Genomic DNA, 25,569 nt, shown 5'->3' with positions numbered 1-25,569 from the left:
CGGTGCCACAGTGCCGGGTTGCCGGCATCCGGATGACATCGATCCACATCGCTGATGTGCAGTTAACCTTGGGCGTCTGCGACGGTCAATCCCTCGGGATTGTCGAGATGACCTCAGGCGTGGTGCGCCGCCACGTTGATGACGTTGCCGTCCGGAGCGCGGACGAAGAACCTGCGCACGCCCCACGGCTCGGTGGTCAGCGGGTGCACAATCTCGTAGCCGAGCCGCTGTGCCTCGGCGCAGGCGCCGTCCACGTCGTCCACCTGCACGCTGATGATCGAGTCCTCGGGCGCGGTCGCGTCGCCGGAGACGAGCTGCACAGCCACGTCGGGGTCGGGCGAGGTGTACCGGGCCACCCAACCCAGGTTGAACGCCTCGGTGCTCAAGCCGAGAAAGTCGGTGTAGAAGCCCTTGGCGGCGCTGACGTCAGCCACCGGAAGGTTGGGCAGAATGCGGATGACGCGCATGGGGGCCTCCAGCTCAGGCAATCGATGCCCCCTGATTATGCCGACCGTCAGGCCCTGATCCGGCCGGCAACCCGTACCGCGACGGCCTTTCCGCCTTGGCGAGCAGCACCGAGCGTTCGCGCTGATTGGCGCAGAGCCGGGCGGCCAGCTCCAGCTCGGTGCGCGCCTCCGGAAGCCGGCCGAGGCGGGTCAGCAGCTCGCCGCGTACGGTCGGGACGAGGTGTGACCCGGGGAGCCGGTTGGCGGCGATCAGCTCGTCCACGATGGCCAGGGCTGGCGCCGGATCCGAGGCCATGGCGACGGCGACGGCCCGGTTGAGGTCGACCACCGGCGAGGGCGCGACCCGGCCGAGCATCTCGTAGAGCCGGACGATCCGGGCCCAGTAGGTCTCCTCGACCGACGGTGCCGACGCGTGCGTGGCCGCGATCGCGGCCTGTAGACCGTAGGGGCCGAGGCCGCGCTGCGATGCCCTGGCCAGCGCGGCCAGCCCACGGCGGATCGCGCGCAAGTCCCACAGCCGGCGGTCCTGGTCCTCAAGGAGGATCGGGGTGCCGTCCGGGCCGGTCCGGGCCGGGAAGCGCGCGGCCGTCAGCTCGCACAGGGCGAGCAGGCCGTGCACCTCCGGCTCGTCCGGCTGTAGCGCGGCAAGTGTGCGGGCCAGCCGGATCGCCTCGTACGCCAGGTCGGGGCGCAGCAGCCGGTCGCCCGAGGTGGCCGTCGACCCCTCCGTGAAGATCACGTAGAGGACGCTGAGCACACCGCCCAGCCGCTCCCGGCGCTCATCGGCGGGCGGCAGTTCGAACGGCACCCCGGCCGCCGCGATCGCCTTCTTGCCCCGGGTGATGCGGGCCTGCACGGTCGGTACCGGCACCAGGAACGCGCGGGCGATCTCCTCGGTGGACAGCCCGCCGACCACCCGCAGGGTCAGCGCCACCCGCGCCTCGCGGGTGAGCACCGGGTGGCAGCTGACGAACATCAGCGCCAGCACGTCGTCGACGATCGCGTCGGTGTCGATCTCCTGGTCGAGGGCGGGATCGGCCGCCAACAGGGCGTATCGCTTGTGGAGGGCGACCCGGCGGCGGATGGCGTCGATCGCCCGCCGCCGGGCCGCAGCCATCAGCCACCCGGCCGGATTGGCCGGAGAGGCACGCGGCCAGGACACCAGCGCCTCGGCCACCGCCTCCTGGGCGGCGTCCTCGGCCAGCCCGAAGTCACCGGTGAGCCGGGTCAGCGCGGCCACGATCCGCGCCGACTCGATCCGCCAGACGGCCTCGACGTCGGCCGTACCCATCAGGCCTGGCCGTTGCTCTCGCCACCCTGCGGGACCTCGTCGGCCTCGGCCACCCGCCGGACCTCGATCGTGGACCCGCGGACCGCCGGGACCCGCCTGGCCCACTCGACCGCCTCCTGTTTCGTGGCGACGTCGAGCAGGAAGTAGCCCCCGAACAACTCCCTGGTCTCGCCGTACGGACCGTCGGTGACCACCGGTGCCTCACTGCCGAAGTCGACCACGACGCCCTGGCGTGGGTCGTCGAGCCCTTCGGCCGCGACGAGGACGTCCGCCTTCATCATGTCCTCGATGAACTGGCGGGTGCTGGCCATCATCTCGTCGATGTTGGCCATCATGGCCGCGTTCGTCTCATCGGTGCCCCGCATGATCAACATGTATTTCGACATCGCGTTCTCCTCGTCCGACGGGGCCGTCTCCCGGCTCCAGCATCCCCACGTCGAACGGGCGGCCCGCGGATCGACACGGGTCCCGGAACATTCTTTCCCTGTCCCGGCTCCGCGATCTTGCACTTGCTGTCCCGACATACGGAGCATCTCACCCATGTCGACAGCTGAAACTGCATGATCGACGTGGCGGGGAGCGTCGCCGCCGCTTGATTCAATAGGCAATCGTCAATAGATTGAGGGTGGGCGCCGCCGGGGTCCGGGGGACCGGGCCGTCGGCGGCTGACAGGTCCACCCCGAGCCGGGCATTTCGGTCGTACGCGCGACCGGTCGCTGTGGCGCACCGCCGCGCCACATCCAGGGCACGATGTCGCGCCGTGTCCGTCCAGGACGCGCCGCCGTGCCGCCTCCGCTCAGCTCGATGGCAGAAGGACCCTTCATGACGATTTTCCGTGCCCGCCCCGCCGCGACCCTGGTGGTCGTAGCCGCGCTGGCCGCCGCCGCGACCACAACCGGAGCGGCGGTGCTCAGCGGCCCGGCCACAGCCGCCCAGGGTTGCCGGGTCGACTACACGCCCAATCAGTGGCCCGGCGGATTCACCGCCACCGTCAAGGTCTCCCCGGGGGACGCGGCCGTCTCCAGTTGGACCGTCACCTGGACGTACGCCGGGGACGAGCGGGTCACCAGCGGCTGGAACGCCACGGTCAGCCAGTCAGGATCGACGGTGACCGCCCGCAACGCGTCGTACAACGGCAGCATCCCGGCCGGTGGCTCCACCGAGTTCGGGTTGCAGGGCACGTACGGCTCCAGCGGTGGCGCGCCGACCGGGTTCAGCCTGAACGGCGTGCCGTGCAACGGCGCCACGCCGCCGCCGACGACCCCTCCGCCGACCACCCCGCCGCCGACCACCCCGCCGCCAACGACACCTCCACCGACCACCCCGCCGCCCACCACCGAGCCGCCGACCGGGTGCGCCGGCGCGGTGCTCTGCGACGGCTTCGAGGGCCAGACCGGGTCGACGCCGTCCGGTGACTGGGCCGTGGTGAGCCCGGACTGTTCCGGCGCGGGTAGCGCCGCCATCGACACGGCGACCACGCACAGCGGCAGCCGGTCGGTCCGGATCAATGGCGCCGCCGGGTACTGTAACCACGTCTTCATCAGATCCACGAAGAACCTCGGCAGCGTGGGCAACGTGCGGTACGGCCGGATCTGGGTCCGGCACACCACCGCCCAGCCCACCGAACACACCACGATGATGGCGATGGCCGACGCCGCCGACGGCAACAAGGACCTGCGGTTGGGTGGCCAGAACGGCGCCCTGCAGTGGAACCGCGCCTCCGACGACGCGACACTGCCCGAGCAGAGCCCGGCCGGGGTGGCGCAGAGCCTGCCGCTACCCACCAACCGGTGGACCTGCGTCGAGTTCATGGTGGACGGCGCGGCCGGTCAGCTGCGTACCTGGGTGGACGGCACCGCCATCCCCGGGCTGACCGCGGACGGCGCACCGACGCACGACATCGACGGCCAGTGGTACAACCGCACCTGGCGGCCGCAGCTCACCGACCTGAAGCTGGGCTGGGAGAGCTACGGCGGCGGAGCCGACACCCTCTGGTACGACGACGTCGCGCTGGGGTCCAGCCGGATCGGCTGCTGACCCTTCGGGGTCGTGGACGGGCCCGTCAGCGGCGCCCGCAATGGTGATGAATGTGTCGAGGGTGTGACCCGGAACCTGGGTCACACCCTCGACTGCGTCGGCGTGAGTGGGCGGCCGGAACGTGGGCTGGCGTCCGCCGCCGGCTGGCGTACCGCACCCCCGCCTGCCAGGCCGCGGAGGTGCTGTTGATATGTTCGCGGCTATGAAAACCGTTTTCATTAAGGCGGGTCTGTGCCTGGTGCTGGCCGCGGCCGGCTGCTCCGATGGTGGAGCCGCCGAGCCGGCCGCGCAGGACCACCCGGCCACCCCGATCCACCTGACCAACTGCGGACTGCCGGTCAGCGTCCCCGCGCCACCCCGGCGCGCGATCGCACTGGAACAGAACGCCACCGAGATCATGCTCAGCCTTGGTCTCGCCGATCGGATGGTCGGCACCAGCTACCAGACCGACCCGGTGCTGCCCGACCTGCGCCCCGCGTACGAGAAGGTGCCGGTGCTGGCCAAGCTCTACCCCTCACGAGAGGCGGTCCGGGCGGCGAACCCGGACTTCGTCTACTCGACCTACACCTCCGCGTACGCGCCGGACGCCGCTGGTTCGCGCGCTGAGCTGGCCACCCTCGGCGTACCGGCGTACCTCTCCGGGTTCGCCTGCGAGAAGCCGGCGGACGCGACCCGGACGGTCACCTTCGACGGGATCTTCGATGAGATCCGCGACATCGCCGGCGTCTTCGGCGTGCCGGAGCGGGCCGACAAGCTGATCCACGAGCAGCGGAGTCGGTTGGACGCCGCCCGAGGTGCGATGCCGACGGCCGCGCCGAGCGCCGGACCGTCACTCCTCTGGTACTACTCCGGAACGAGCACCCCGTACGTGGCAGGGCACGGCGGGGTTCCGGACGCGATCAGCTCACTGCTGGGCGCCCGCAACACGTTCACCGATGCCAGCCAGAAGTGGCCGGCCGGCAACTGGGAGGAGATCGCCAAACGCAACCCGGCGGTGATCGTGCTGGCCGATCTGACCAGGGGTGGAGACGGCGACAGTGCTCAATCGAAGATCGACTTCCTGCGCCGCAACCCGGTGACGTCGAAGCTGGACGCGGTGGTCGCCGGACGGTTCGTCACAGTGCCCGGCTCGTCGATGGATCCGTCGATCCGCAGCGTTCAGGCGGCGGAACTCGTCGGCGCCAACCTGCACGGGACCGTCCGATGACCCGGCCGGCCGGCACCGGTGTCGCCGCGCTCGACCAGTCGGCCGCCCGCCGCCTGCTCGAACTCTGGAACGACCAGCAGTCCGCCTACGTGGCCCACCGCGACCTGCGGTTCGACGCGATGGCCGACGTGCTGCGGCTGCACTGCCCGGACGATCTCGCGATCCTCGATCTGGCCTGCGGTCCCGGTGCGATCAGCGACCGGATCCTGGCCCGGTTCCCCCGCTCCACCGCCGTCGCGGTCGACTACGACCCGATTCTGCTGACGGTGGCGCGGCGTGCCCTGGACCGGTACACCCGGCGGGTCGAGGTCCACGACGTCGACCTGGTGGCCGACGGCTGGGAGCAGACGCTGACCGGACAGCGGATCGACGCCGTGCTCACCTCGACGGCACTGCACTGGCTCGCGCCGGAGCAACTGCTGCGGGTCTACACCACCGCGGCGCGGTTGCTGCCCGCCGGTGGTGTGCTGCTCAACGCCGACCACCTCCGCTACGACGAGTCGGCGCCCACCCTGCGCGACATCGCCAGTCGGCACGACGCGCAGGTGCAGCAGGAGACATTCGCTGCCGGAGCGCTCACCTACTCCGCCTGGTACGCCGAGGCGGCCCGACACCCGGAACTGGCCGGCCTGGCAGCCCAGCGGGAACGGAGGTTCGCCGACCGCCCGCCGCAGGCCCCGGCCGCACTGGGGTTCCACCTGGCTGCCCTGCGCACGGCCGGGTTCGCCGAGGTCGGCACCGTCTGGCAGTACCTTGACGACTACGTGGTGTTCGCCCGCCGATGAACCCGCGAGTCGCACGATCCCTCATCCCGGCGAGCGGCCCGCACGGGTCGACGCGACGAGACCCGCCACCCCTCGCTGGCATCTCGAGAAACGGCCGGTACGTCCTTCCGTTGGCAGTGCTCCTGCTGCTGGTCACCACCGCCGCGGCGGTCAGCGTGGGCTCGGCCGATCTGCCGATCGGCACCGTCCTGCGCGCGGTGGCCAGCCATGTGGGCCTCCCGGTCCAGCCGCTACCGCCGCTGCCGGACAGCATCGTGTGGGATCTCCGGTTACCCCGGGTGCTGTTGGCCGCGTTGGTCGGTGCCGGTCTGGCGGTGTGCGGGGCGGTGCTACAGGCGCTCACCCGCAACCCGCTGGCCGACCCGTTCCTGCTCGGTGTCTCGTCCGGCGCCTCCACCGGAGCGGTGGCGGTGCTGGTACTCGGCATCCGGATCGGCGCCGGCCCGGTCGACCTGACCACCGGCGCGTTCGTCGGCAGCATGGCCGCGTTCGGCGCGGTGCTCCTGCTGGCCGGCCGGCGGGCCGGCGAGCCGACCCGGATCGTTCTCGCCGGGGTGGCCGTCTCGCAGCTCTTCAGCGCGGTGACAAGCCTGATCGTGATCTCCGACGCGCACACCCAGGACACCCGTAGCGTGACGTTCTGGCTGCTCGGCTCGCTGACGGCGGCCTCCTGGGCATCGGTGGCGCTGAGCGCCGTGGTTGTCGGCGTCGGCCTGCTGGTCTGCTGGGCCAGTGCCACGGCGCTGGACGCGTTCGCGTTCGGCACCGATACCGCCCGCTCGCTCGGCTTCTCTCCCGGACGCACCCGGCTGCTGCTGTTCACAGTCACCGCCCTGATGGCGGCCGCGTTGGTCGCGGCGAGCGGTGCCATCGGTTTCGTCGGGCTGACAGTGCCGCACGCCGTACGGTTCCTGTTCGGCTCCGGGCATCGGACGTTGCTGCCCGCCTGCGCGGTGATCGGCGCGATCTTCCTGATCGGGGCGGACACCGTGGCGCGGACGGTCTACGCACCACAGGAGCTGCCGGTGGGCGTGCTCACCGCGCTGCTCGGGGTGCCGGTGTTCGCGCTGGTCATGCGACGCCGGACGGGTACGCCGTGATCGCGGCGGGCGCTGCCGGTCGGGCAGTGGGCGACAGTGGTCGGGCGACCGGCGGTGACCAGTACCCGGAGGCAGCGTTGCCGGCGCGGCTGGACGCGGACGGGATCGGATGGGGCGTGGCCGGCGTGCGGATCCTGGCCGGGGTGGCGCTCACCGCCGAACCGGGCGCCACTGTCGGGCTGCTCGGGCCGAACGGCTCCGGCAAGTCGAGCCTGCTGCGACTACTTGCCGGTCTGACCCGGCCGGAGTCCGGGCGGGTGCTGCTCGACGACGTCGCGGTCAACGCGGTACCCCGGCGTGCGCTGGCTCGGCGGATCGCGGTGGTCACCCAACAGGTGGCCACCGACGTGGAGATGTCCGCACTGGAGGTGGTCCTGCTGGGCCGGACCCCGTACCGGCCACGCCTCGCCGGGGTCGGCGCCGCGGATGTGGACCTGGCGCGGCGCGCGCTCGCCGAGGCGGGCCTGGCCGGGTTCGAGCAGCGGCGCTGGTCCAGCCTCTCCGGCGGTGAGCGGCAGCGGGTGGACCTGGCCCGCGCTCTGGTACAGGAACCGGATCTGCTGCTGCTCGACGAGCCGACAAACCACCTGGACATCCGGCATCAGCTGGAGTTGCTGCGATTCCTCGCCAAGTCGGCCAGCACCGTCGTGGTGACCCTGCATGATCTCAATCTGGCCGCGCAGCACTGCGACCGGCTGGTGCTGTTGCACGGCGGACGAGTGGTCGCGGCGGGTACGCCCGTCGAGGTTCTCACCACCGGCCGGATCGAGCAGGTGTACCAGGTACGGACGGACGTTGCCATCGCCGCTGACGGCCGACCCCGGATCTGGTACCGCAGCCAGGCGACGTAGGCGCCGACGGAGCGCGGGTCGAGCCGCCGCGGCGCACAGATCCGTACTTCACACGCGAGGATGTCTGAACACTGTTTGGTCCGCACTGCGGCAAGGGCGGGGTGCGCGTTGCCGTGTCCGCCCTCGGCAGCCGTGCGGTCAAGGGCCGAGGAGAGACGACAATGGACCGTACGTTGACCGACATCCTGGACGCGGCGGCGCGCGGCCACTTCCCGCCGCCTGACGGCGGGACGACAGTGGTGTCGCAGCCGAGCCGCCGCGACGCCGGAGTCATCGCCTTCACCGGGCACTCGGTGGTGTTCACCGACGAAGATCCCCAGTGGGTACGTCGTACGCTGGCCATCCTCGATTGTGACTCCCTGGCGGCCACGATGAATCCGCGCTTTCTGGGTGCGCTGCTCGACCGGACCCGGCGGTCCATGGACACGATCGACCTGCTGACCGTCGCGAGTTGCCTTGCCGGGCCGGCGCCGCTGCGGCTGACCGAGCTTGCGGACGGCGATCATCCCCGCGAGGTGCGGGCCCGTCGGCGCCGTGACGACGTTCGCGTCTGGGCCGCCGAGGGCGGGGTGGTCGTGCTCGGTCGAGGGGTGGCCGGCCGGTGGGAGGCGGCGATTGAGGTCGACGACGAGCGTCGCCACCGGGGCCTGGGGCGGGCGTTGGCGACGGCCGCCCGACATCTGGTGCCCGATGGTCAGCCGGTCTGGGCCCAGCAGGCCGCCGGCAACGCGCGCAGCGTGCGCGCCTTCCAGGCGGCGGGGTTCCGGCCGGTGGGCGCTGAGGCGCTCCTTCTCCAGACGTAGGCGCTGTGCCGGACGAGCCGGTCGTAGCACTGTGGGCCGAACCGTGATCGGCGGGACGTTTCCGCGTTCACGCCCGGGGGCATCTCGGCGGGTGACGGGCAGCCGCCCGCCCCCCTGATCGAGGAGAACAACATGTCGGCCCAGGCAGTTCTGTACGTCATCGCCGTCATCCTGATCGTGCTCGCCGCCCTGCCGCTGCCCACGAGGGGTGTCTCGCTCGCGCTTCTGGGTGCCGCCTGCGCCCTGCTCGCCTACGCCTGGCCGGTGATCACCGCGTGACCTTTCCGTGAGTCATCGTTGGTGCGGTCGGTGGCCGGCAGCCTGAGCACGATCGGGCTGTCGGCCACCGACCGTGAGCCTGTCGCCCCTCAGGGGGTCGGAGTGCGCCGTCGCTGGCGGTACGCGGCCGCCTTGGCGCGGTCTCCACAGCCGCGCATGCCGCACCAGCGCCGCCGCGCGCCGCGCGACCGGTCGACGAACGCCCGGGTGCAGTGCTCGTCGGCGCACCAGCGGAGGACCAGACGGTCGTCACCGGCGTGCAACTCCAGACAGTCGCGCGCCAGCACGGCCAGGACGGCGGCCAGGTCGCCGTCGCGGTGCACCCCGTCGGCCTCAAGCCGTAGCGAGGGTAGCGGCTCCGCCGCGGCCGCATTGACCAGCTCACGGTCTGCCGGGATCGCCTCGGTGTCGTTGATCAGGGCTTGGACCAGGCGGAACATCGCCTCTCGGAGTGCCTTGGCGTGGCTCAGCCCGGCGGCGTCCACAGTGGGTGGACGTTCCACGATGCCGGCCTGGACGGCCCAGTCGGCGACATCTCTCGGTGCGGTCAGCTGCTCGACATCGGTGTGGCCGCGCTCGGCGAGCGTGGGGAGGAAGTCCAGTACCGGCCGGTCGGCGATGAACTCGAACGTCACGTCACCATATTGACCGGTGACGTGATGCGATGCAAGAGTGATGCGATGGCATCACTGGTTGAACAGGTGACGGGCGCGGATCCCGGTACCCGCCGCGACGGGCGACTGACCCACTACCTGGCCGCGGCGCTGCTGGCGCGTACCGCCGACGAAGGCGCCCGGGTCGCGCTGGTGATCCTCGCCCTGGACCGGACCGACAGTGCCGCCGTTGGCGGAACGTTGGTCGCCACCCTGCTCCTCCCACACGTCGTCGCCGCGCCCCTGGTCGGTGCGCTGGTCGACCGGTCGCGACGGCCGGCGGCAGTGTTGGCCGGCGCGATCGCCGTCTTCGCCGCCGCTCTCGCCGCCCCGGTCGCCCTGCTCGGTCACGCGCCGCTATGGCAGACCTGCCTCGTCCTCGCGCTGGCGGGGTGCTGCGGGCCCGCGCTGACCGGTGGGCTGACCAGCCGACTGGCCGCACTGGCCGGCCCCGGGCAGGAGGCTCGCGCGTTCGCGCTGGACTCGTTGTCCTACAGCGTCGCCGGCATGCTCGGGCCGGCGGCGGTGGGCCTGGTGGCGGCGGCCGCCAGTCCGGGCGCCGGCATCCTCGCGCTTGCGGTGGCCGCAGTGCTCGGCGCCCTCGGCGTCGCATCCCTGCGTCTGGTCGCCTCCACCACGGTGGGGCAGACACGAACGGTCGGCCTGTTCGAGGGCGCCCGCGCGATCACCCGGATCCCAGCCCTGCGAACGATCACCCTCACCACCAGCTTCGGTCAACTGGGCCTCGGCGGTCTGGCCGTCGTCGCCACCACCCTCGCTGCCGCCGCGCACGAACCCAGCCGAGCGGGGCTGCTCCTCAGCGTGACCGCCGGTGGCGCCTTCGTGGGATCGCTGCTCTGGGCATGGCGGCCGTTGCCGGCGTCCCGCGCGCCCCGGGTGACGGTCTGGGCCATGGCCGCGGTCGGCGTACCGCTCGCGCTGGCCGCCGCGGTGCACTCCCTGGCACTGGCCGTAGCGCTGTTCGCGCTGTCGGGCCTCTGCACCGGGCCGCTTGCCGCGGCGCTGTTCCTGGCCCGGAATCAGCTGGCCGCCGAGGCGATCCGTACCCAGGTCTTCACCATCGGCGCCGGATTGAAGGTGGCGGCCTCGGCCATCGGCGCCGGGCTGCTGGGCCTCGCCGCCCCCCTGTCGGCGAGCGCTCAACTGCTGCTGGTCGCCGCCTTCCCGATCGTCGCGGGAATCGCGGGCGGCCTGCTGTTGCGGCGGCACCCGTGCTCGGGCGCGGACGGACGCATCGACGCTTGCTGAGCTTCTTTCACGAGCGTAGGAAGAACACCACCACCGTCGGCCCCTGCATCGATCCGCCGTCCAGCGTCGAAGGAGATGCGTGTGACCACCTCCAGAGGGCTCCGCCTCGCCGTGTCCGTGCTGGTGACAGCGGGCACCGTCCTGCTCGGCACGGCAGCCCCCGCCGCACCGCCACCGACTTCCGCCTCGGTCGGGCAGCCGTCCTGCGACCCGATCGACCCGACCGCCTGTCTGCTGCCGTTCCCGAACGACTACTTCACCGTGCCGGACCGGAGCAGCCCCACCGGCAAGCGGGTGCGGTTCGCCGCCGAAGCGATGCCCGCAAACGTGCAGGGAACCCCGATCGACCCGACGGAGTGGAACCGGCAGGACGGGTTCAGTCCCGGCTCGCCGATCCTGCTGCGGGTGCCCGGCCTCGACGCCGCGGCGACCGGGATCGCCCCGGTCACCGACATCGGCCGCTCGCTGGCGCCGGACGCGCCGATCGTGCTGCTCAACACCCGGACCGGTGAGCGCACACCGTACTGGGCCGAGCTGGACGCGCACGCCACCGGTCAGCCCGACCGGCAGCTGCTGATCATCCGGCCGGCGGTGGCGCTGACCGAGGGCACCCGCTACGTCGTGGGGCTGCGCGGCCTACGGGACGGCAACCGGGCGTTGATCCCGGCGCCGAAGGCGTTCACCGCGTACCTGACCGGTGCCGGCCGCAAGCAGCGGGACGCTCGGGGACCGCAGGTGAGGCGCATCGTCACCGACCTGATTCGGACCGGCGTCAAACGGCACAGCCTCTACCTGGCCTGGGACTTCACCGTGGCCAGCCGGCACGGGCTGACCGGCCGGATGCTGGCGGTCCGGGACGACGCGTTCGCCGACCTCGGCCGGGCCGCGCCGTCGGTCACGGTCACCCAGGTGACCGACTATGCGCCGGCGCAGGATCCGCTGATCGCTCGGCAGGTGACCGGCACCATCGGCGTTCCGTCCTATCTGACCGGCGACGGCGGGCCCGGCTCCCGGCTGCACTACGGCCCGGCCGGCGGCGCCGGGACGCCGCCCACGCCGAACGCCCTGCCCACGCCGTCCGGCGCGACCGTGGCGGCGGACTTCGTCTGCAACATCCCGCGCAGTGCCTCGGCCGCGCGGCCGGCGCACCTCTCGCTCTACGGCCACGGACTGCTCGGCCGACCGACCGAGATCAACGCCGGCAACGTCAAGACGATGTCGAACACCCACAACTTCACCTTCTGCGCCACCAGTTGGATCGGCATGGCCGCCGCCGACGTCCCCTTCGTGGCCGGCGCCTTCACCGACCTCAGCGTCTTCCCCGCGGTGGCGGACCGGTTGCAGCAGAGCTTCCTGAACTTCCTCTTCCTGGGCCGCGCGATGATCCACCCGGACGGGTTCGCCGCCCACCCGGCGTTCCGGGACGCCACCGCACGGCCGCTGATCAACCGCGCCGGTGGGCTGCACTACGACGGCAACAGCCAGGGCGGCATCAACGGGGGCGCGCTCACCGCCATCGCCCAGGACTGGACCCGGTCGGTGCTCGGCGTACCGGCGATGAACTACTCCACGCTGCTGCAACGCAGCGTCGACTTCGCACCGTTCCAGAGCGTGCTGGACGGCTACTACCCGGACACCGTCGACCAACAACTGATCCTCGCGCTGCTGCAAATGTTGTGGGACCGGTCCGAGGCCAACGGGTACGCCCAGCACATGACCGACCGGCCACTACCGCGTACCCCGGCGCACCAGGTGCTGATGCACGTGGCCTTCGGCGACCACCAGGTCTCGCCCGCCGCGGCGGAGGTGCAGGCGCGCACCATCGGCGCGCGCCTGCACACCCCCGCGCTCGCCGACGGCTGGTCACTGGACGTGCGCCCGTACTGGGGCATCACACCGATCCGCCGCTATCCGTACGCCGGCTCGGCGATCGTGATCTGGAACAGCGGCGCGGCCCACGCGCCACCGCCGACCAACCTCGCGCCGGTCGGGCCGGAGTTCGGCGACGATCCGCACGAGTTCCCCCGCGCCCAGGCCGGAGCCCAGAAGCAGAAGGCGGTCTTCCTGCTCACCGGCAAGGTCGTCGACGTCTGCGCGCGGACACCCTGCCCGTGACGCCGGGCCCGCCGGGACGACCATCCCGGCGGGCCGGCGCGCGCTACGACAGTGGCGTCATCCCCATGAGCAGAGCCTTGAGTACGCGATCGACGTACTGGTGAGTCAACGGCTCCTGGGTGATGAGGAACCGGAAGTAGAGCGGGCCGGACAGGATCGCCATGGCCACGTCCAGGTCGAAGTCGGGTGAGATCTGCCCCTGCTGCTGGGCGCTGCGCAGCCGGGCCACGGTCCGGTCCGCCTGCGGGCGGATGAAGCGTTCGTTGAGCGCCGCGGCGACCATCGGATCGTGCTGGGCCTCGCCGACCAGGGCCCGGTAGAGGGGGCCCAGTGGCGGCTGGCCCAGGAGGTCGACCGCCGCGTGGATCTGTTGGCGCAGGTCGGCCACGATGTCGCCGGTGTCGGGGTAGTCGAGCGCGGGTTCGCCGGAGGTGAGCACCGCGTCCAGGAACAGCGAGCCCTTGGAAGGCCAGCGCCGGTAGATCGTGTGCTTGCCGACGCCGGAGCGGGCCGCGACCCCCTCGATGCTGAGTTTGGCGTAACCGACCTCCTGCGCCAGCTCCAGCGTCGTACGCATGATCGCTCGGGTCCGGTCGGCGGCAGTGGTGCGGCGCTCGTCGCTCATGCCGTCACTGTAACGGCACGGCACGTGCCGTTGACATTGTGCGGATGCGTGAACAGACTGAGCGCGATCTACCTGACGGCACGGCACGTGCCGTGCCATTGTTCGACGCCGAGGTCATCGCGCACGCCTTGACACGCGGCCGCCGCCTCCCCGGCTCCACGCGAGCCGTGGACACCTGACCCGACCGAAGGGGAAGAACCATGACCGAGACGCTGAGCCGGAACGCCGACAGCGACCTGCGCCCCCCGTCCGTGCGGAGGTCGCCCAGCCGGCCGTTCGACGTCGACCGCTGGCAGCGGCGATTCGACGAGCTGCGCCACACCCACCACGTCCCCGGCGCGAGTCTGGCCGTGCTCCTCGACGGGAAGGTCCACGAGCTGGCAAGTGGCCTGCTGCACCGCGGCACCGGCGTGGCGGTCACCCCGGACTCGGTGTTCCTGTCCGGCTCGATCGCGAAGGTCTACACCGCAACGCTCATCATGCGGCTCGCCGACGAGGGGAAGCTGGACCTGCACGCGCCGGTGGTGGACGTGCTGCCCGAGTTCGCCACCCCGGATCCCGAGGCGACCAGGACGATCACCATTCGCCAGTTGTTGTCCCACACCGGCGGCGTGACCAACGACTTCAACTTCGACGGCGGTCGGGGTGACGACTGCCTCGCCCGATACGTCAGCGCCGCCCGACGGGTGGCGCTGGACTGCCCGCCCGGCACGGCCATCTCGTACGGCGGGCTCGGTTACATCGTCCTGGGCCGCGTCATTGAGAAGCTCACCGGCCTCACCTGGGACCAGGCGCTCAAGAGCCTCCTGTTCGAGCCGCTCGGCCTGGAACGCTCAATGACGCTGCCGGAGGAGGCCCTGCGCTTCCGGGTCGCCATGAGCCACCTCGGCGAGGCGGGCGGTTATCCCGAGCCGGCTCCGTCCTGGGACCTGATGCCCCGCTCCATGGGTCCGGCGGGCCGGGTCATCGTCTCCGCCGGCGACATGGCCCGCTTCGCCCGGATGCACCTCGACGCCGGCCTCGCGCCCGACGGCACCCGGGTGCTGTCCACCGATGCTGTCGCCGCCATGCGGGACCGGGCTGTCGACGTGCCCGACAAGTGGACGGTGAGCGCCGACGGGTGGGGTCTGGGTTGGACGCTCTACGACTGGGACGGCGTCCCCGGCTACGGCCACGACGGCGCGGCCATCGGTCAGTACGCCTACCTGCGTGTCGTCCCGCACGCGAACCTCGCCCTGGTCCTGATGACCAACGGCGGCGCCGCCCGACTGCTCTACGCCGACCTGTTCCGCGACCTGCTCGCCGAACTCGCCGACGTCACGATGCCCGCGCCGTTCGCCCCGGCCCCCGTGCCACAGACGATCGACCTCGAACCGCTGCTCGGCACGTACCGGCGCGAGGGCGTCGTCCTCACCGTCTCGCGCAGCGACGACGGCTCGCCGCACCTGCGGTACGAATTCGTCGACGACATGGCGGACATGTCACCGCCCCTGGAGATGGACCTGGAACCGGTCACCGCGACGGTCTTCGCCGCCTCCGGCGCGGGACCGTCCTTCAGCGAGGACTACATGCCTGTGGTCTTCGCGACCCTCACCAACGGCACTCAGGTCTGCTACGTGGGCATGCGCGCCACGCCCAAGGTCGCCTGAAACGCCCGGCGGGGCGCTGGCGGCGCCAGCGCCCCGCCGGGGTGCACGTCGAACTCGCCAGAGGTCAGCAGCGCACCTCGGTCTCCTTCTGCGCCACGTCCGAGATGCCGCCGAGGGCCCTGGTGCACACCGACAGCGTGTTGGCGCCCGAGGACCAGACCTCCGGGCCGCTGGAACACTGCAGGTCGCGCAGCGTGCTACCGGTCACGATGGAGGTGCAGACCTGGTACGAGCCGTGGCTGGCCCGATACTGCTGCCACACGTACGTGTAGGCGTAGTTCTTGCCGCAGCCCTTGTACTGCTTGACCGATGCCGCGGTCTGACCACCGACGGTGACGTACGCGGTCGCGCCGATCTGCACCGAGTCGACGCAGCGCGGGTTGGTCTCGGCGTGCGCTGGTCCGGCGAACGCCAGCGTCGCGGGCACGGCCAGACCGGCGGCCGCGAGGACGCGGACGCCGCGACGGGAAAGCTTCTTCATCGGTGACCTCCTTCAATGCACCGGGGACCGTCGCCCCCGGTGTCGTCGATGCACCACATTGATGGTCGCCGTGGCCCGTTCGGTACCCTCTGACACGCTCTGACAACGCCTGACAACGTCGTCTGACATGGGGGAGTGATGAAGGAACAGCGTTCCGCCGCCGAGCCGACTCAGGACAGACAGGCCGCCGAGAGGTTCGCCGAACAGCTACGGGCCCTGCGGACCAGCGTGGGTGATCCGTCGTTCCGGAAGATGGCTGGGCGCTCGGGCCGGATCTCGCACACCACGCTGCACGAGGCCGCCGCCGGAACCAGGTTCCCCTCCTGGGAGACGGTCCGGGAGTTCGTCCGGGCCTGCGAGGCCGACGAGGCCCAGTGGCGACGTCGATGGGAGGACGCGCAGCGCCCCGGCTCGGTTCACGGCAGCGCGGACGGTGCTGTCGCGCCGGTCGGCGCCGATTCGCCGCCCGGCGCCGACACCCCGATCACCACCGGTGGAATGGAGCCCGAGACCGGGACCGACGCCTCGCAGACCCACGGGCCCGTCGTGTCCGTCGTTCCGGCCCCGTCGCCGGAGGAGCAGAACACGCTGCGGAGCACTGACTATCCGCCGACCGACGAGGACGCCGCGGGTGCGCGGCGGCACCGACTGCCGTGGCTCGCCGCTGCCGCGGTGGTCCTGGTGGTGGCCATGGTCGCCGTCCTGGGTGTCATCGTCCGGGGCAGGTCGTCCCGGGACGACCCCGGCACCGTGGCGGCGTCGTCCACACCGTCGGTGTCGCCGTCAGCGTCGGCGTTCTCGGATTCGCTGATTCCCGGCGACTCCAGCAAGTTCATCTCCGACGTCACCATCCCCGACGGCACCCGGGTGCGGGTGAACAGCCAGTTCGTCAAGGTGTGGGCCCTCAAGAACGTGGGGAAGGTCGCCTGGCACAACCGTTTTCTCGCCCGCACCAACCCCGCCGCCGACGCCGACGGTTGCCGGGTGCCGGACCGGGTGGCCATCGGTGACACACCGCCCGACGAGCAGGTGATGATCAGTGTCGAGGTCACCGCGCCGAGCCGTCCCGGGAAGTGCTGGGTCAGCTGGAAGATGGTCGACGAGAACGGGCAGGAGTACTTTCCCACCCGCCGGCCGGTGTACTTCATGGTCACCGTGACCGCCTGAGCGCGCGCTTCCGGTCGCCCGGCGCGGTGTCAGGGTGCGAACGCTCGATGTCAGCTCCCGGGTGCCACCAAAGCTGACAACACCACATCCATCGAGGTCGCCGCCGTTCTGACTGATCTGACAGCGCCGCAGGGGTACCGAACAGCAGGTCGATTCTCGCAAGGTGATGTCCGTTCCGAACGACTCACCAACTGCGAGGAGGATCGACAGTGCGCCGTCCCTGGTTATCCGTCGGGATCGCCGCGCTCTGTGTGGCCGTCGGCGTCCCGGCCCACGCCTGGGCCGCGACATCCGGCGCCACAGCGCAGCGAACCGTCACCACTGCCGCGCGGCCGGTGGTGGACATGGAGGCCACCGTGCTGGCCGCCCAGATCGACCCACGCCGGGCCGACAACACACTGACCCCGGGTGCGAAGAGCTCCGTGCTCGCCGTCGAGCAGGCGCTGCAGGCGAAGGGCCTGCTGAACGCGCAGTGGGTCGACGGCTACTTCGGCACCGTCACCGTCTCGGCGTACGCGGCGTACCAACGCTCACTCGGCTACACCGGGCTGGCCGCGAACGGGCTGCCCGGTACGGCGTCGCTGACGAAGCTCGGGCTGAACCGCTACACAGTCGCCAACACGATCGGTCCGGGCGCGAAGGTCCCGCGGGACGGGTACGTCGTCAACGCCCGTACCCAGGCGATGCTGGCCGAGGCGCAGCGTCTGCTCGGCTACCCCCTGGTGCTCGACCAGGGTTCCTACAACCCCGGCGGCGACCCCACCTCGGCCGGTACGCACGACGGCGGGGGCGTGGTGGACATCGCGGTCACCGGCATGACAGCGACCAGGCGCACCGCCGTCGCCCGGGCCCTGCGTCAGGTCGGCTTCGCCGCCTGGGTCCGCAACCCGAACCAGGGCGACTGGCCGTGGCACATCCACGCCAACGCGATCAACGACACGGACCTGTCCAGCCAGGCGCAGCACCAGGTCGGCGACTACTACCTCGGCATGAACGGCCTGGCCAACCAGGGACCGGACGACGGCCCCCAGGTCCTGATCAAGACCTGGGAGCAGTACCAGCGCGGGCAGTGACCCGCACCCCCTCACCGTTTCTGAAAGGACACCATGAACATCCGTAAGAGTCTCGCCGCCGTCGGCGTCGCGCTGGCCGCGACCACCTCGATCCTCAGCGTCGCATCGCCCGCGTCGGCGGCGGCCCGGGACGGGGTCTGCGAGAGCGGCGAATTCTGCTACTACTACAACAGCGACAACGCCGGATCGCTCTCGGACTTCACCGGTTCGCTCGACGACTACGGCACCGAGCAGCCCTCGTGCTACGACTTCAAGGGCGCTGGCGCCGGCAAGGGCCTGTGCATCAAGAACGAGGCCGCCTCGGTCTGGAACCGCAGCACCAAGACCGTGCGCGTCTACTACAACAGCGGCTACGCCGGTTCCTACCAGGACTTCGCGGCCGGCGCGAAGGGCAACCTCAACGCCACGCTGAAGAACAACAACGCCTCGCACCAGTTCTCGCCGTCGACGCGCACGAACCTGTCGTACGCCCTGTACCAGGCCAGCGGCGGCACTGTCACGTGCGGCTTCGACGGTTACACCACCACGCCGGGCCGGCACGAGGGCATCGACATCGCCCGCAGCGTCGGCTCGGACGTGCGCGCCCTGGTCTCCGGAACGGTCATCTACGTCGCGCGGGGCACCACCGGCAGCGGCGGCCTGTCCACGATCTCCGTCTACAACTCCTCGCTCAACAAGTCGGTGATCTACCTGCACACCGCGCCGAAGTCCGGAGTGAGCGTGGGTGACGCCATCAGCAAGGGCGAGATCATCGCCGATGAGTCGTGGCACGGGGTGTCCTCCAGCTCGGGCGCGCACACCCACGTCGAGGTCCGAGCCGGCCGGCAGACCCACGCGGCCGTCAGCGTCGGCGACCCCACCCTTGACAACGCCGACCCGACCGCGTTCTGGAACTCCCAGGGCTACAACGAGAAGTAGGGCGTCGTGAATATCCGCAAGAGCCTCGCCGTCGTCGGCGCCGTCCTCGCCATGTCCACCTCCATCCTGAGTGTCGCCTCGCCGGCAGCGGCGGCCGCACGGGACGGCGCCTGCGACAGCGGTGAGTTCTGCTACTACTACAACAGCAACCAGGCCGGCTCGGTCTCCGACTTCACCGACTCACTTGACGACTACGGCACGACCCAACCGACCTGCTACGACTTCAAGGGCGCGGGCAGCGGCAAGGGCCTGTGCGTGAAGAACAACGCCGCGTCGGTGTGGAACCGCACCGGCAAGACGGTGCGGGTCTACTTCAACAGCAACTTCGCCGGCTCTTACCAGGACTTCGCGGCCGGCGCGAAGGGCAACCTCAACGCCACGCTGAAGAACAACAACGCCTCGCACGAACTGCTGAGCGGGCCGACGGGCTGTAGCACCGACGGCACCAACAGCAAGCTGCCGAGCACCATCCTCGTCTACCGGGTCAGTCTCGGCCAGGTCGACCGGGTCGACTTCAAGACGTACGTCAAGAACGTCCTCCCGAACGAGTGGATCACGAGCTGGCCGGCCGCCTCGCTGGACGCCGGTGCGATGGCCGTGAAGAGCTACGCCTGGTACTGGGCGTTGCACTCGACCCGGAAGACGTCCGGCGGACAGTGCTACGACGTCCGGGACGACACCGGCGACCAGGTGTACCGGCCGTCGACGGCAGTCTCGTCCACGTCCGCCGCGGTGGACCGGACCTGGTCGACCCGGATGACCCGCAGCGGCAACATCCTGCGGGCGCACTACTGCGCGACGACAACCGCGTGCGGTGGCTGGGTGGACGGCGACTGGATGTCGCAGTACGGCTCGCGTGACCAGGCGAACGCGGGCAAGAACTACCAGGCGATCCTTCGCTACTACTACCGCGACATCGCGCTCTCCTGAGGTCATGCACCAACAGCGCCGCCCGCCGCAGATCGCGGCGGGCGGCGCGCTCGTGGGTACGACACCGGCTACGCCGGCGGCTCGACCGCCTCGACGAGAACCTCGAGCACGTGCCGGTACGGCTGGCCGGTGGCCCGGCTCATGCCCATCTCGCAGGTGCGGTTGCAGGAGGCGTACGCGTCGTGGTCGCGTTCATTGATCTCGGCGGCCTGCGCCGCGGTGGCGCCGGCCGTGACCTCGGGGTGCAGCAGCCCCCGGTCACCGGCGAAGGCACAGCACCCCCAACTGTCCGGCACTGTGACGGTGTCGGCGACCGCCCCGGCCACAGTGCGCAGGTCGTCGATGCCGCCCAGATGCACAGTGGAGCAGGTGGGGTGCAGCGCCAGCGAGCCCAGTCGCCGGGGCTGCGGCAGCGCCGGCAGGAGGTGCTCGGCGGTGAACGTCACGCTGTCGACGAAGCGCAGCGCGGCGTACCGTGCCCGATCCTCCTCGGCCAGCGCGGCGGTGAGCTGCGTCAGCCCGTGGGTGCAGGACGACGCGTCGCACACGACGGGCAGCCGGCCCGCGTCGCTGGCGGTCCAGAGCGCGGCCAGGGTCCGCTCGGCCATCTCGCGGTGACCGGCGGGGTAGCCCTTGGACTGCCACGGCGTTCCGCAGCACAGGCCCGCCGTGCCGGTCGGCACGACGAGCGGCACCCCCGCCAGTTCGCAGAGGCGCAGGAACGCCGCAGCCGTTCCGCCGGACGAGCCTTCCTCGGGTGCGAAGAGACTGCCGACGCAGGCCGCGAAGAACACCGCCCGGGCGTCCGGGGCGCTGCGCGGGGTGGGGCGGGGCGTGCCGGCGCGCGGCATGTCGTCGCTCCACAACGGCACGAGTTCGGTGCCGCCCAGCCCACGGATCACCCCGGTGGCGGCGCGGGTCACCGGCGCCGGTACGGCGTGCGCGGCGGTCAGTCCCACCCGGACGCCCGTCACGGCGGCCTTCCAGTGCCGGGCGGCGGTGCGGGCGGTCCGCTGGGCGCGAGGGCTGTGCCGCTCGGCGCGCAGCCGTTTCATCGCCGCCCCGGTGTCGATGCCGACCGGGCAGGCGGTGACGCAGAGGCTGTCCGCGGCGCAGCTGTCCACCGCGGCGTACTCGTAGTCGGCGGTCAGCTCCCGGCGGCGCTCCTCGTCACCGGCGGCGGTGGCGAGGGCGATCTGCCGTTGCAGGACGATGCGCTGGCGCGGCGTGGTGGTGACGTCGGCGGTGGGGCAGACCGGCTCGCAGTAGCCGCACTCGACGCAGGCGTCCAGCTCGGGGTCGACAGTCGGGACGGCCTTGAGCTGCCGCAGGTGCACTGTCGGGTCGTCGTTGAGCAGCACACCGGGGTTGAGCAGGCCGCTCGGGTCGCACAACCGCTTGAGTTCGCGCATCACGTCGTACAGCTCGTCGCCGTACTGCCGGCGGACGAAGGGTGCCATGGCCCGACCGGTGCCGTGCTCCGCCTTGAGTGTCCCGCCCTCGGCGAGCACCAGGTCGACCATGTCGTCGGTGAACCGGGCGTAGCGGTCGATCTCGGCCGGACTGTCGAAGGACTGGGTCAGCATGAAGTGCAGGTTGCCGTCCCGGGCGTGTCCGAAGATCACCGCGTCCGGGTAGCCGTGCCTGTCGAACAGGCGGATCAGCCCGTCGCAGGTGCCGGTCAGGCGTGGCATCGGCACCGCGACGTCCTCCAGCAGGGCCGTGGTGCCGGGCGGGCGGGCCCCGGCGACGGCTGTGTAGAGGCCCTTGCGCAGGTGCCAGAGGTTGGCCCGTTCGCGCGGGTCGTGGGTCAGCTCGGTGCCGGTGACGGCCGGCAGCCGGTCGAGCACGGGCCGGGCGTCGGCAAGCGTCGCTGCCAACAGCTCGGCGCTGTCCTCGGCGAACTCCACCAGCAGCGCGGCGTGCCCGGTGACCGTCAGCCCGCGCAGGGCCGGAGTCGCACCCGGGTCGCGCTGACTGACCCGCAGCGCGGCCGCGTCGAGCAGCTCGGCGGTACGGGCGCCGGCGGCGAGCAGAGCCGGCAGCGCGTCGGTGGCCTCGGTGAGACCGGGCAGGATCAGCAGGCCGGTGGCGGCGTGGTCGTGGATCTCGACGGTGCGGAAGACGGCCTCGGCCACGAAACCGAGCGTGCCCTCGCTGCCGATCATGAGGTGGGCGAGCATCTCGACCGGGGTGCTGTGGTCGAGCAGCGAGTTCAGCCCGTACCCCATGGTGTTCTTCATCGCGAACAGCCGCTCGATGGTGGCGCGCGACCCGGGTGTCGATCGCACCCGGTCGCGCAGGCGCAGCAGCCCGGCGTGCAGCTCGGGCTCGTCGGCCCGCAGCCGGTCGTCGGCGTCGCGGGCGCCGGAGTCGACGACGGTGCCGGACGGCAGCACGAAACGCAGCGACTCCATGGTGCGGTACGCGTTGTCGGTGGTGCCGCAGGTCATCCCGCTGGAATTGTTGGCCACCATGCCGCCCACGGTGCAGGCGGCCTCGCTGGCCGGATCCGGGCCGAGGCGGCGTCGGTAGCGGGCCAGCCGGGCGTTGGCCTGTCGGATCGTCAGGCCCGGCTGGAGCCGGATGCGGCGGCCGTCGTCGAGGACCTCGGCGTGCCGCCAGTCGGTGCGGACGTCGACGAGCACGCCCGCGCCGCCGGCCTGCCCGGCGAGGCTGGTGCCGCCGCCGCGCAGGGTCAGCGGCACGCCGGCCTCCCGGGCGCCGGCCATCAGCGCCCCCACCTCGGCGGCCGAGACGGCGCGAACCACCGCCTGCGGCTCGAAGAGGTACGGCGAGGCATCGTGCGCCGCCGCCAGCCGCCGGGGCAGCTCGGCGCTGGCCCGACTCGGGTCATCGAGGTGCGAGCGCAGCAGCTCGGCGACCGCACGGGCGCGGGCGCCGGCCGCGGCCGGTGCGGGTACTCCTACGACGGGTCTCATGGACGGGTCCTCCCGGGAGGGGTGTCAGTCGGCCACCGGAGACGCGACGACCAGCAACCGAGTAGGGGCGGTGCTGGCCGGAGCCGGCAGCCGCAGCGGCTGCCGGCCAGGGGTGATGCTGCCGAGCACCGAGGCGTGCCGCGCGCCGGTGCCCGAGCGCAGGGTGCCCGGCAGCCCGTGCACTGTCAGGTAGCCCAGCAGCGCGAAGGCCAGCGCCTCCTTGGCGTCCGACGCGACGCCCAGGTCGTCGCTGGAGGACAGCTGTACGCCGGGCAGCTCGTCGGCGAGCATGCGCATCAGCGTCGGGTTGTGTGCGCCGCCGCCGGAGACGACGAGCCGGGTGACGCCGTGGTCGCGGCAGGCGCCGGCCACAGTGACAGCCGTCAGCCGGGTGAGCGTGGCCAACACGTCCTGCGGGTCCGGTGTGGGCGCGTCGGTGAGGGCGGCGAGCAGGTAGGGCAGATGGAACAGCTCTTTCCCGGTGCTCTTCGGGCCGGGCAGCCGGTAGTACGGCTCGTCGAGCAGCCGCCGCAGCAGGTCCGGATTCACCTGCCCGGCGGCCGCCCCGCGCCCGTCCCGGTCGTACTCCTCGGTGCCTCCGCTGAAGTGGCGGGCCGCGGCGTCGAGGAGCGCGTTCGCCGGACCGGTGTCGAAGGCGAGCGGGTCCGTGTCCGGCGCGACGACGGTGATGTTGGCGATGCCGCCCAGGTTCAGCGCGGCCGGCACGCCGGGCAGGCCACCCAGCAGCAGCGCGTCGAAGAGGGCGACCAGGGGAGCGCCCTGGCCGCCGGCTGCCACGTCGCGGCTGCGCAGGTCGGCCACGACCGGGAGGCCGCTGGCCTCCGCTATCCAGGCCGGCTGACCCAGCTGGAGAGTGCCCCGGACCGTGCCATCCTCGACCCAGTGGTGCATGGTCTGCCCGTGCGAGACGACCAGGTCGGCAGTGCCGTCGCAGAGGTGGGCGAGGGCCCGCACGCCGGCCTCGGCGAAGGCCTGGCCGATGCCGGTGTCCAGCACGCAGATCGCCTCGGTGGTGGTCGCCGCGGGAGGCAGGGCCGCGGCGATCTGCCTGCGCAACTCGTCGGAGTACGGGTGCCCGAGCCGGCCCAGCGGTCGCATCCGCACAGCGTCGCCGCTCACCTCGAACTCGGCCGCGGCGGCTTCGATGCCGTCGTAGGAGGTTCCGGACATCAGGCCGATCACGCGCATCACGTCCTCCTTCACGCCCGGCCGGCTGGCGCCGCCGCGTCGTCGTCGACCTCGTCGGTACGTCCATGGTCGTACGGAGTCTCCGGGGCCGGGTGGAACCGGCTGGACACCGCGCCGACGACCAGGGTGATCAGGACGCCGATCGGGACCAGCCACTGCGCGGCGATGGCGGTGGCCGTGGTCGTCCCGGCGGTCGTCACGTCGATCTTGACGTAGCGGACGATGTAGGTCATCACCGCCACCGTGACCAGGAAGGCGATCACCGCGTCGACCTGGTTGGCCCGCTTCACCAGGCGGCCGAGCAGGAAGGCGCCGAGCAATGCCCCATAGGTGTAGCCGGCGATTGTCAGACCGGTCAGGTAGACGTTTCCGGTGCTGGAGCTGAACGCGCAGGCGAAGACCGCCATCAGCACCGCCCAGACCAGTGTCATCACCCGGGCGAGGCGGAGCATCGCGTCGTCGGACGGGACCTTGCGGAAGAAGCTGTGGATGAAGTCGGCGACTGTGGAGTTCGACATCGAGTTCAGCGCCGACGACAGCGAACCCATCGCGGCGCCGAGGATGCCCGCCACCAGCAGACCCGAGATGCCCACCGGCAGGGCGTGCAGGATGAAGCTCGGGTAGAGGTTGTCGCTGCTCGCCAGGCCGAGTTCCTTGAAGGTCTGACCCTTGTTGTACGACCACAGCAGCGCGCCGACCAGGGAGAACGCCGCGAACTGGATCACCACGAAGATGCCCGAGGAGATCATCGCCTGCTGCCCCTCGCGCAGCGTGCGGGTGGACAGGATGCGCTGCACGATCAGCTGGTCCGACCCGTGGCTGGCCATCGCGAAGATCGCGCCACCGATGATCGCGGTCGGCAGGGCGAACGGGCTGGTGAGCACGTGCGAGAGGGCGAAGTTGGTGTCGAAGAGCTGGAACTTGCCGGCGTCCAGCGCCTGCGAGTAGCCGTCGAAGCCGACGGCGTGGCTGAGCACCGCGATGGCCAGGATCGCCCCGCCCAGGTACAGCCCCATCTGGATGGCATCGGTCCAGATGACCGCCTTGATGCCACCGAGGTAGGTGTAGACCACTGTGATGAGCGTCAGGACGATGATGATGGCCTTATAGCCGACATTCAGCCCGAACTCGTCGAGAAGGAGCTTGATCGGGATGGCCGAGGCGAACAGCCGTACACCCTCGGCAAGCAGGCGGGTGAAGACGAACGTCACCGACGCCAGCCCTTGAAGTTTCAGGCCAAACCGCTCACCGAGGTACTGGTAGGCGCTGACGAACCCACCCCGCTTGTAGAGCGGGATGAGCACCGCGGCCACGACGACCCGACCGATGACGTAGCCCAGGGCCAGCTCGACGTTGCCGAAGCCCTGACCGCTGTACGCGCCGCCGGGAACACTGATCACGGTCAGAACGCTTGTCTCGGTGGCAACCACTGAGAACGAGACGGTCCACCAGGGCAGTCGACCCTCGCCCACGAAGTAGTCCTTGGCGGACTTCTGTTTACCGGACAGGCGCAGTCCGACGAAGGCGATCACCACGAGGTACAGCACGATCACGACGAGGTCGAGTTGACGCACGGCTCGCTCCCAACCAGCGGTTGTCAATAAGTGACGTTGACCCACCCTAACGCGAAACTTTTTGCCACCGCCCGTCCGGGCTGGTTACGCTGTGGTTTCAGCCTGCTGATACGGGGACTGTTCGCAGCTGCGCCCTCGGCCTGG

Annotated in this window: 23 protein-coding genes; 14 read left to right on the top strand and 9 right to left on the bottom strand. The window is 71.2% G+C overall.

Annotated elements, in window-relative coordinates; translation table 11 throughout:
• Window positions 1-113: 113 nt before the first annotated feature.
• The 3 genes from AB0B94_RS07000 to AB0B94_RS06990 are packed head-to-tail and all read right to left on the bottom strand — an operon-like array spanning window position 114 to window position 2,144.
• Window positions 114-467, bottom strand: a complete 354-nt coding sequence (locus AB0B94_RS07000) for a VOC family protein (RefSeq protein ID WP_357269419.1) — start codon at window positions 465-467, stop codon at window positions 114-116.
• 13 nt (window positions 468-480) lie between these two features.
• On the bottom strand, window positions 481-1,758 hold the full coding sequence (locus AB0B94_RS06995) for a DUF6596 domain-containing protein (RefSeq protein WP_357269416.1): 1,278 nt from the start codon (window positions 1,756-1,758) through the stop codon (window positions 481-483).
• A complete protein-coding gene (locus AB0B94_RS06990; RefSeq protein WP_357269413.1) occupies window positions 1,758-2,144 on the bottom strand; it encodes a YciI family protein in 387 nt (128 codons plus the stop codon). The genes AB0B94_RS06995 and AB0B94_RS06990 overlap by 1 nt, the downstream gene beginning before the upstream one ends.
• A 436-nt stretch (window positions 2,145-2,580) precedes the next feature.
• Between AB0B94_RS06990 and AB0B94_RS06985 the strand changes: the two genes are divergently transcribed.
• The 7 genes from AB0B94_RS06985 to AB0B94_RS06955 all read left to right on the top strand — a co-directional run bounded on the left by AB0B94_RS06985 (window position 2,581) and on the right by AB0B94_RS06955 (window position 8,820).
• Complete coding sequence (locus tag AB0B94_RS06985) at window positions 2,581-3,795, top strand: cellulose-binding domain-containing protein (protein WP_357269410.1); 1,215 nt, start codon at window positions 2,581-2,583, stop codon at window positions 3,793-3,795.
• Window positions 3,796-3,997: 202 nt separating this feature from the next.
• Complete coding sequence (locus tag AB0B94_RS06980; protein ID WP_357269407.1) at window positions 3,998-5,002, top strand: ABC transporter substrate-binding protein; 1,005 nt, start codon at window positions 3,998-4,000, stop codon at window positions 5,000-5,002.
• Window positions 4,999-5,787: a class I SAM-dependent methyltransferase gene (locus AB0B94_RS06975; protein WP_357269404.1), complete on the top strand. Its 789-nt coding sequence runs from the start codon at window positions 4,999-5,001 to the stop codon at window positions 5,785-5,787. Before AB0B94_RS06980 ends, AB0B94_RS06975 begins: the two co-directional genes overlap by 4 nt.
• 116 nt (window positions 5,788-5,903) lie before the next feature.
• Entirely contained in the window at window positions 5,904-6,887 is a 984-nt protein-coding gene (locus tag AB0B94_RS06970) for an iron chelate uptake ABC transporter family permease subunit (protein ID WP_357269901.1), read from the top strand.
• A complete protein-coding gene (locus AB0B94_RS06965; protein WP_357269401.1) occupies window positions 6,884-7,738 on the top strand; it encodes an ABC transporter ATP-binding protein in 855 nt (284 codons plus the stop codon). The genes AB0B94_RS06970 and AB0B94_RS06965 overlap by 4 nt, the downstream gene beginning before the upstream one ends.
• Before the next feature lie 161 nt (window positions 7,739-7,899).
• The gene (locus tag AB0B94_RS06960) at window positions 7,900-8,541 is read left to right on the top strand and encodes a GNAT family N-acetyltransferase (protein WP_357269398.1); all 642 of its coding nucleotides are present in this window, start codon (window positions 7,900-7,902) and stop codon (window positions 8,539-8,541) included.
• Between the two features lie 132 nt (window positions 8,542-8,673).
• Window positions 8,674-8,820 (top strand): hypothetical protein, encoded by a 147-nt coding sequence (locus AB0B94_RS06955; RefSeq protein WP_238667867.1) that lies wholly within the window; start codon window positions 8,674-8,676, stop codon window positions 8,818-8,820.
• A gap of 89 nt (window positions 8,821-8,909) precedes the next feature.
• Here the strand turns inward: AB0B94_RS06955 and AB0B94_RS06950 are convergent, their stop codons facing one another.
• Window positions 8,910-9,455 carry an ABATE domain-containing protein gene (locus tag AB0B94_RS06950; protein WP_357269395.1) on the bottom strand — a complete coding sequence of 182 codons (546 nt, stop codon included), beginning with the start codon at window positions 9,453-9,455 and terminating at the stop codon, window positions 8,910-8,912.
• Window positions 9,456-9,500: 45 nt separating this feature from the next.
• Between AB0B94_RS06950 and AB0B94_RS06945 the strand changes: the two genes are divergently transcribed.
• Both AB0B94_RS06945 and AB0B94_RS06940 read left to right on the top strand, forming a co-directional pair.
• Entirely contained in the window at window positions 9,501-10,742 is a 1,242-nt protein-coding gene (locus tag AB0B94_RS06945; RefSeq protein ID WP_357269392.1) for an MFS transporter, read from the top strand.
• A gap of 81 nt (window positions 10,743-10,823) precedes the next feature.
• Complete coding sequence (locus AB0B94_RS06940; protein ID WP_357269389.1) at window positions 10,824-12,857, top strand: hypothetical protein; 2,034 nt, start codon at window positions 10,824-10,826, stop codon at window positions 12,855-12,857.
• A 43-nt stretch (window positions 12,858-12,900) separates the two neighbouring features.
• Here AB0B94_RS06940 and AB0B94_RS06935 read toward each other — a convergent pair whose 3' ends face one another.
• Window positions 12,901-13,482, bottom strand: a complete 582-nt coding sequence (locus AB0B94_RS06935; RefSeq protein ID WP_357269386.1) for a TetR/AcrR family transcriptional regulator — start codon at window positions 13,480-13,482, stop codon at window positions 12,901-12,903.
• A gap of 200 nt (window positions 13,483-13,682) precedes the next feature.
• Between AB0B94_RS06935 and AB0B94_RS06930 the strand changes: the two genes are divergently transcribed.
• Window positions 13,683-15,131: a serine hydrolase domain-containing protein gene (locus AB0B94_RS06930; protein WP_357269383.1), complete on the top strand. Its 1,449-nt coding sequence runs from the start codon at window positions 13,683-13,685 to the stop codon at window positions 15,129-15,131.
• Window positions 15,132-15,195: 64 nt separating this feature from the next.
• Here AB0B94_RS06930 and AB0B94_RS06925 read toward each other — a convergent pair whose 3' ends face one another.
• Window positions 15,196-15,612 (bottom strand): hypothetical protein, encoded by a 417-nt coding sequence (locus AB0B94_RS06925; protein ID WP_357269381.1) that lies wholly within the window; start codon window positions 15,610-15,612, stop codon window positions 15,196-15,198.
• A gap of 138 nt (window positions 15,613-15,750) precedes the next feature.
• On the opposite strand from AB0B94_RS06925, the gene AB0B94_RS06920 reads away from it, so the two are divergent.
• The 4 genes from AB0B94_RS06920 to AB0B94_RS06905 all read left to right on the top strand — a co-directional run bounded on the left by AB0B94_RS06920 (window position 15,751) and on the right by AB0B94_RS06905 (window position 19,700).
• Window positions 15,751-16,779, top strand: a complete 1,029-nt coding sequence (locus AB0B94_RS06920; protein ID WP_357269378.1) for an NBR1-Ig-like domain-containing protein — start codon at window positions 15,751-15,753, stop codon at window positions 16,777-16,779.
• Between the two features lie 209 nt (window positions 16,780-16,988).
• Window positions 16,989-17,852 carry a peptidoglycan-binding domain-containing protein gene (locus AB0B94_RS06915; protein WP_357269375.1) on the top strand — a complete coding sequence of 288 codons (864 nt, stop codon included), beginning with the start codon at window positions 16,989-16,991 and terminating at the stop codon, window positions 17,850-17,852.
• Between the two features lie 33 nt (window positions 17,853-17,885).
• Window positions 17,886-18,770: a peptidase inhibitor family I36 protein gene (locus AB0B94_RS06910; protein WP_357269372.1), complete on the top strand. Its 885-nt coding sequence runs from the start codon at window positions 17,886-17,888 to the stop codon at window positions 18,768-18,770.
• A 6-nt stretch (window positions 18,771-18,776) separates the two neighbouring features.
• Entirely contained in the window at window positions 18,777-19,700 is a 924-nt protein-coding gene (locus tag AB0B94_RS06905) for a SpoIID/LytB domain-containing protein (RefSeq protein WP_357269369.1), read from the top strand.
• Between the two features lie 68 nt (window positions 19,701-19,768).
• Here AB0B94_RS06905 and AB0B94_RS06900 read toward each other — a convergent pair whose 3' ends face one another.
• From AB0B94_RS06900 to AB0B94_RS06890, 3 genes are read right to left on the bottom strand one after another with little or no spacing between them, the layout of a single operon-like run.
• Complete coding sequence (locus AB0B94_RS06900) at window positions 19,769-22,642, bottom strand: FAD-binding and (Fe-S)-binding domain-containing protein (RefSeq protein WP_357269366.1); 2,874 nt, start codon at window positions 22,640-22,642, stop codon at window positions 19,769-19,771.
• 24 nt (window positions 22,643-22,666) lie between these two features.
• Complete coding sequence (locus AB0B94_RS06895; protein ID WP_357269363.1) at window positions 22,667-23,851, bottom strand: anhydro-N-acetylmuramic acid kinase; 1,185 nt, start codon at window positions 23,849-23,851, stop codon at window positions 22,667-22,669.
• 11 nt (window positions 23,852-23,862) lie between these two features.
• On the bottom strand, window positions 23,863-25,425 hold the full coding sequence (locus AB0B94_RS06890; protein ID WP_357269360.1) for a sodium:solute symporter: 1,563 nt from the start codon (window positions 25,423-25,425) through the stop codon (window positions 23,863-23,865).
• Window positions 25,426-25,569 lie beyond the last annotated feature (144 nt).

This window comes from Micromonospora sp. NPDC048986, assembly GCF_040649335.1.
In the GTDB taxonomy this organism is placed as follows: domain Bacteria; phylum Actinomycetota; class Actinomycetes; order Mycobacteriales; family Micromonosporaceae; genus Micromonospora; species Micromonospora alfalfae.
This window is presented reverse-complemented; position numbering and strand designations above follow the sequence as displayed.